Source organism: Streptomyces sp. NPDC088817, from assembly GCF_044750345.1.
Lineage (GTDB): Bacteria > Actinomycetota > Actinomycetes > Streptomycetales > Streptomycetaceae > Streptomyces.
The window spans coordinates 45,362-51,548 of the sequence record NZ_JBIVJN010000028.1 but is presented as its reverse complement, the minus strand read 5'-3'; the positions used below and the strand labels follow the sequence as shown (position 1 = coordinate 51,548).

4 protein-coding genes are annotated in these 6,187 nt (G+C 71.1%); 1 reads left to right on the top strand and 3 read right to left on the bottom strand.

Translation table 11 applies throughout. The features are described 5' to 3' along the window. Positions 1–141 precede the first annotated feature (141 nt). Positions 142–891, bottom strand: coding sequence for an MBL fold metallo-hydrolase (locus ACIP4X_RS34105; RefSeq protein ID WP_358737323.1), 750 nt, complete (start codon positions 889–891; stop codon positions 142–144). A 97-nt stretch (positions 892–988) separates the two neighbouring features. After that, positions 989–3,712, bottom strand: coding sequence for a magnesium-translocating P-type ATPase (gene mgtA / locus ACIP4X_RS34100; RefSeq protein ID WP_401352194.1), 2,724 nt, complete (start codon positions 3,710–3,712; stop codon positions 989–991). Positions 3,713–4,324: 612 nt separating this feature from the next. On the opposite strand from mgtA, the gene ACIP4X_RS34095 reads away from it, so the two are divergent. Next, a complete protein-coding gene (locus ACIP4X_RS34095; protein WP_401352191.1) occupies positions 4,325–5,692 on the top strand; it encodes a hypothetical protein in 1,368 nt (455 codons plus the stop codon). A gap of 26 nt (positions 5,693–5,718) precedes the next feature. Here ACIP4X_RS34095 and ACIP4X_RS34090 read toward each other — a convergent pair whose 3' ends face one another. Next, complete coding sequence (locus ACIP4X_RS34090) at positions 5,719–6,171, bottom strand: hypothetical protein (protein ID WP_391460160.1); 453 nt, start codon at positions 6,169–6,171, stop codon at positions 5,719–5,721. Positions 6,172–6,187: the final 16 nt, after the last annotated feature.

Below are 6,187 nucleotides of genomic sequence, written 5' to 3'. Positions count from 1 at the left end.
CTCCAGACACTCCTCGCGACCTGGACCGGCGCCTGCCCCACCTGCCACCGCGACATACCGACCCCAAGAGCAACCTGACCAAGCACTACTAGTGCTGCGACCGGAAAAGGTTCACCGGCTCGCGACGGCGGACCTCTCCGGTCACTGGAGGGCGCGTTCCCGGGCCTGCAGCGCCGCCTGCCCCACCTGACCGCGGTGCATGGGGCCGTGGCCGGGCAGCAGCAGGTCGCCCTCCAGGCCTCCGAGCCGGTCCAACGAGTCCAGTGCCTGGGCGCGTTGGTGGTGGAACATGTCGGGCAGCAGTTGCGGTCCGGTCAGCCGTGAGGTGGGGTGGCCGCTGACCAGGGCGTCGCCGGAGACCACCACGCCGGTGTCGGGGAGGTGGAAGACGGTGTGGCCCTGGGTGTGGCCGGGCGTGTGCACGGGCACGGGTCGCCCCGGCAGGTCGAGCGGGCCGGCGGCCGGGAACGGCTCTGGCGCGGCGACCGGCACGTGCGCGGTGCCGCCGAGGCGCAGGGCGTGCACCGCCCAGGGCAGCACGCCCGGCCGCCAGCCGTTGCGCAGCACCTGCCCGACGGTCACCTGGTGCAGGAACTCCCGCCGGGCGTGCGGAAGTTCGGCCTCGTGCAGGTGTACCGGGGTGCCATGGGTGAGGCGCAGGTACTCGGCTGAGCCCAGGTGGTCGTTGTGCGCGTGGGTGAGCAGCACGGCCGCCACCGCCTGGGGTGAACTCCCCACCGCCGTCAGCGATTCGAGCAACTGCTGCCGGTCGGCGGGGTAGCCGGTGTCGATCAGTGTGGCGGCATCGCCCTCGGTCAGGATGACCCAGTTCGTGTTGCTGCCGTGCACCAGATAGGTGCCGTCCGCGACCTGCTGCACGTCCACGCGCATCGTTCTCCTCGCTCCCGGGTGACTGCCCGACGGGGACAGCCAATCAGATCGGTCCGGGGGCGGTGCAATCGCGGACGCGACAGTGCCGGTAAACCGGTCACAGCCAGCTGTCGAACCGCCGGATGAACCAGGTCTTCACCAGCTGGGTGAGGACGCAGTACGCGAGCAGGGTGCCGATCAGCCACGGGAAGTAGCTCATGGGCAGCGGCTGCAGGCCGATGGACGCACCGAGCGGGGTGAAGGGCAGTGCGATACCGAAGGCCATCACGGCTGCCGTCATGACCATCACCGGTACGGACGCCCTGGACTGGATGAACGGGATCCTGCGGGTGCGGATCATGTGCACGATCAGGGTCTGGGAGAGCAGGCCCTCGATGAACCAGCCCGACTGGAACAGGCTCTGGCTGCCGACTGTGTTGGCGGAGAAGACGTGCCACATCACCAGGAAGGTCGTGATGTCGAAGACCGAGCTGATCGGCCCGATGAACACCATGAAGCGGCCGATCCCGCGTGCGTCCCAGTTCCGCGGCTTGCGCAGGTACTCCGGGTCCATGCGGTCCCAGGGGGTGGCGAGCTGTGAGATGTCGTAGGACAGGTTCTGCACCAGCAGGTGCAGCGGCAGCATCGGCTGGAACGGGATGAACGCGCTGGCGACCAGGACCGAGAAGACGTTGCCGAAGTTCGAGCTGGCCGTCATCTTGATGTACTTGATGGTGTTGCCGAACGTCTGCCGGCCCTGCAGCACTCCCTGTTCGAGGACGGTGAGGTCCTTCTCCAGCAGGATGATGTCGGCCGACTCCTTGGCTATGTCGACGGCGGTGTCGACGGAGATGCCGACGTCCGCGTCCCGCAGCGCGGCGGCGTCGTTGATGCCGTCGCCGAGGAAGCCGACGGTGTGTCCGCCGCGCTGCAGGGCGCGGACGATGCGCGCCTTCTGCACCGGGTTGACCTTGGCGAAGACGGTGGTACGGGCGGCCAGTTCGGTCAGCTCGCCGCCGTCGAGGTCCTCGACGACGGCCCCGGTGACGACCTCGCCCACGACGATGCCGACGTCGGCGCAGACCCGGGCGGCGACCAGTTCGTTGTCGCCGGTGACGACCTTGACGGCGATCCCCTTGTCGGCGAGGGCGCGCAGCGCCCGGGCGGCGTCGGCCTTGGGCGGGTCGAGGAAGGCGAGGAAGCCGGCCAGGGTGAGCTGGTCCTCATCGGCCACGGTGTAGGTGCCGCGGGTGGCGGGCAGTGAGCGGGTGGCGACGGCCAGGACTCGCAGGCCCTTCCGGTTGTGGTCCTGAGCGATACGGGTGACCTGCTCGCGCAGTTCCGCGGTCAGCTCGATCCGCTGGCCCCGGTCCGTCATGTGCGTGCACAGGGCGAGGACTTCCTCGACCGCGCCCTTGGTGATCAGGGTGTGCTCGGCCGAGCGGGCGGCTTCGGCGTCGGCGTACGTCGTGCGGCTCAGCACCACGGACATACGGCGGCGGGCGAAGTCGAAGGGGATCTCGTCGACCAGGGTGAAGCGGGCGTCGACGACGATCTCCTCGGCCTCGTCGACGAGGTCCAGCACCGCCTGGTCCATGAGGTTGCGCAGGCCGGTCTGGAAGTGGCTGTTGAGGTACGCGTACTGCAGCACCTCGTCGTCCTCCTGGCCGTGCGCGTCCAGGTAGCGGTCGAGGACGATGCGGTCCTCGGTCAGGGTGCCGGTCTTGTCCGTGCACAGCACGTCCATCGCACCGAAGTCCTGGATCGCGTTGAGCCGCTTGACCACGACCTTGCGCCTGGACATGGCCACCGCTCCGCGCGCCAAATTGGCCGAGACCACCATGGGCAGCATCTCGGGGGTGAGCCCGACCGCGACGGCGATACCGAACAGGAACGCCTCATTCCAGTCGCCCTTGGTCAAGCCGTTGACCGCGAACACCACCGGGACCATGACCAGCATGAACTTGATCAGGAGGAAGCTGACCCTGCGCACGCCGTTGTCGAAGTTGGTCTGCGGGCGCGCTCCGACCAGGGAACCGGCCATCGACCCGAAGTAGGTGTCGGACCCGGTGGCCACCACGACGCCGGTGGCGGTGCCGGAGGTCACGGAGGTGCCCATCAGACAGAGGTTGCCGGCTTCGACGGGGTCGTCGGTCTCCTGCTGCCCGAGGTCGATCGCGCGGGTGTCGGCCTTGGACACCGGCAGTGACTCGCCGGACAGGGCGGCCTGGCTGACCGTCAGGTCCTTGGCGGTCAGCAGCCTGAGGTCGGCGGGCACCAGGTCGCCGGCTGCGAGCTGGATCACATCGCCCCGGACGACCTGCTCCATCGGCACTTCGCGGGAGGAGGGAGTGGAACCTTCCGCCGTGTAACGCCGCACCCTGGTAGTCGTGGTGACCAGCGCCTTGAGCGTGGCGGCCGACTTCGCGGACCGGTACTCCTGCCAGAACCGGAGCACGCCGCTGATCAGCACCATCGTCGACAGGATCAGCACGCCGGGGTCGGCCGGGTCCTGCCAGTGCATCACGCCGGCCAGGAAGACCAGGACGGCGATGAAGGGGTTTCCGTAGGCCTTGGCCAGTTGGACGTACCACCTGGGCGTCCGCTCGTGGGCGACGACGTTGGCGCCGTCCCGCTCCAACCGGGCCGCCGCCTCGGCGCGGGTCAGGCCCGGCCCGGGGCTGCCGGTGTCCCGCAGGACCTGTGCGGCGGGTGTGCGGCTGATCTGCGCCAGCCGCCTGCCTGCCGCACGGGTGCGGGCCTCCAGTTCCGCGGTCCGGCGCTCGCGGCGGCTGCGGCCGGGCGGGGCCAGGCGCTCCGGGGTGGTCAACGTGTCGGTCATCGAAGTACCTCCCTCCGCGCACGACGGCAGGCGTGAGCACACGGCTGGGCCGGCCGCGGCGCGGAGCAGTTCGGTCAGGAAGACACCGGGGCGGCGGGAGTGCCGCCCCCGGGTGGAGAAGTGATGGGCAGTCGGGATCAGGAAGGCCGGGAAGGACGCCGCCGCGACGCGAGTGCGCGCCCCGAAGCGCGCGGGTGTCCGTGCGGCCACCGCGGGCGGGGCTCAGCCGTGGGTCACAGGGCCGCGCGTGCGCGGTGCGCGGGCGTGCGCGGGTCGGTCAACGCCGCCGGAACGAAGGGGCCGTCGAGGCGGAACGACTGTGACTCGGACCATTGCTGTCGCGGTCCATGTCTCTCGCCTCCTTCCGGCCGGGGCGCGCGGTGCGCCGTGCGACTCGGCAAGGAGCGGCCGGGCGGATCCCGGCTCACCCCAACTCAGCCTTCGAACGTCCCACATGGTAGCCCACTACTTGCGTATGTATGCAAGTAGGGCTCCGGCCCGGCTCTCGAGTCGCTGACACTCGTGCCGAACTCCACCTGGCCGTGGGCCCGTCTGGCATACTTTCCTTATTGCGCAATTGAACAAGTTTTGGGGTTCAAGGAGGTCTCAGTCGTGCGTGTTTCGCCGTGGTCCCGCTTCGCCCGGGCCCTCGCCGTCGTGGGTGTGACGGCTCTTGTGGGACTCGCCCCGCCGGCCTTCGGCGCGTCGGCGGCCACGGACGCGGGTACCGGTGCCGTGGCGGAGGCCTTCAAGAAGGGGCCGGTGTACGTCGACCCGCGAGCCGCGGGGGAGTTGCCGAAGTCCGCGGCCGACAAGCTCGCGGCGAGGATCGAGGCCGCGGACAAGCCGGTCTTCGTCGCGGTACTGCCCCGGTCCGCCGACTACCCGCAGGCGTCCCTGATGCCGGACCTGCGCTCACTCACCGGCATCAGCGGGGTGTACGCCGTGCGCCTGGGCGAGTCGTTCAACGCCAAGGCGGACCATCAGGTGATGTCGCAGAGCGCCGTCGACAACCTCCGGGGAGCGGTGCGGCGTTCCTACGCCTCGGACACGGAGACACAGCTGAACGCGTTCGTCGACCAGGCCGTCCAGCAGGCGAAGGGGCACGCCCCCGCGTCCTGGAAGGACAGCGGTGAGGGCGGCTCCGGCAACGGCGGGCTGATGGTCGGCGGCCTGCTCGCGGCCGGTGCGGCCGGGGGCGGATACGCGCTGTACCGGCGGGCGAGGAAGCGGCGGGAGGCCGAGCGGAGGGAACTGGAGGCGTTGCGGGTGGTGGTGGACGAGGACATCACCGCCTTCGGTGAGGAGCTGGACCGGCTGGCCTTCTCCCCGTCCGAGCCGGGCGCCACCGACGAGATGCGCGACGACTACTCCCACGCCCTCGACGCCTACGAGCTGGCCAAGCGGCAGATGGCCGCGGCGGCCGGGCCGCAGGACGTGCAGCCGGTGACCGCCACGCTGGCCGACGGCCGCTTCGCCCTCGCCACCCTGGCCGCCCGCCGCGGTGGAACCCCGCTGCCCGAGCGCCGTGTGCCCTGCTTCTTCGACCCCCGTCACGGCCCCTCGGCCGACGATGTGAACTGGTCCCCGCCCGGCGGCGTTCCGCGGCTGGTCCCCGCCTGTGCGGAGGACGCCGCCCGGGTCGCCCGGGGCGGGGAGCCGATGGCGCGGATGGTCGACACCGGCCAGGGCGCCCAGCCGTACTGGAACGCCGGCCCGGCGTACGCGCCGTGGGCGGGCGGCTACTTCGGCGGCGCGGGCGCGGTGGCCGGCGGGCTGCTCGCCGGTACGCTGCTGGGGAGCCTGCTCAGCGCCCCGTCCGCCTTCGCCGGCTCCGGCGAAGGCGTCTCGTCCACCCCCGAGCTGCCGGACGGCGGTGAGTTCTCCGGGGCGGACTTCAGAGCGTCCGACTTCGCGGGCGGATTCGACGGTGGTCTCGGGTCGGACGGCGGCGGTGACTTCGGCGGCGACTGGGGCTGATCACGCGACCACGCCGACGGCCGTGATCAGTCCCGCAGGCGGGCCGCGGCGGCGTCGGTCAGCAACCGGGCCAGCGGTGCGGGCAGGTCGAGGTGGCGTACGAGCCAGGCCGTGTCGTGGCCGCGGGCGGCGAAGGCCCACGCGGTGTAGAGGTGGTTGAGGGAGGGAGCGTTCGGCCCCAGCAGACGGGGCCGGACCGCTTCCATGGGGAAACCCTCCAGGGCGCGGGCGGTGAACGACGACTCGTCCATCAGCTCCAGAGCCCGGCGCCGTGCTTGCCGAGTGGCCTTGCGATCCGCGCGCAGCACCGCTGCGAGCAGGGCGAACGCCGTGACTGCCGCGCCCAGCAGGGCGCCGCTGATGACCGGACGGTACGCCGCCGGGGCGGTGGCCAGGACGGTCATCTCCAGTGTGGTGAACGCGAGCACGCCGAGGACGGCGGCGCCGGCGCCGCCTCGCGGGTGCGGCAAAGCCTTCATCACCAACCGTCCTTTC

Coding starts and splice junctions, on each gene's coding strand:
- ACIP4X_RS34105 (WP_358737323.1), bottom strand. CDS start 891: ATGCGCGTGGACGTGCAGCAGGTCGCGGACGGCACCTATCTGGTGCAC.
- mgtA (WP_401352194.1), bottom strand. CDS start 3,712: ATGACCGACACGTTGACCACCCCGGAGCGCCTGGCCCCGCCCGGCCGC.
- ACIP4X_RS34090 (WP_391460160.1), bottom strand. CDS start 6,171: ATGAAGGCTTTGCCGCACCCGCGAGGCGGCGCCGGCGCCGCCGTCCTC.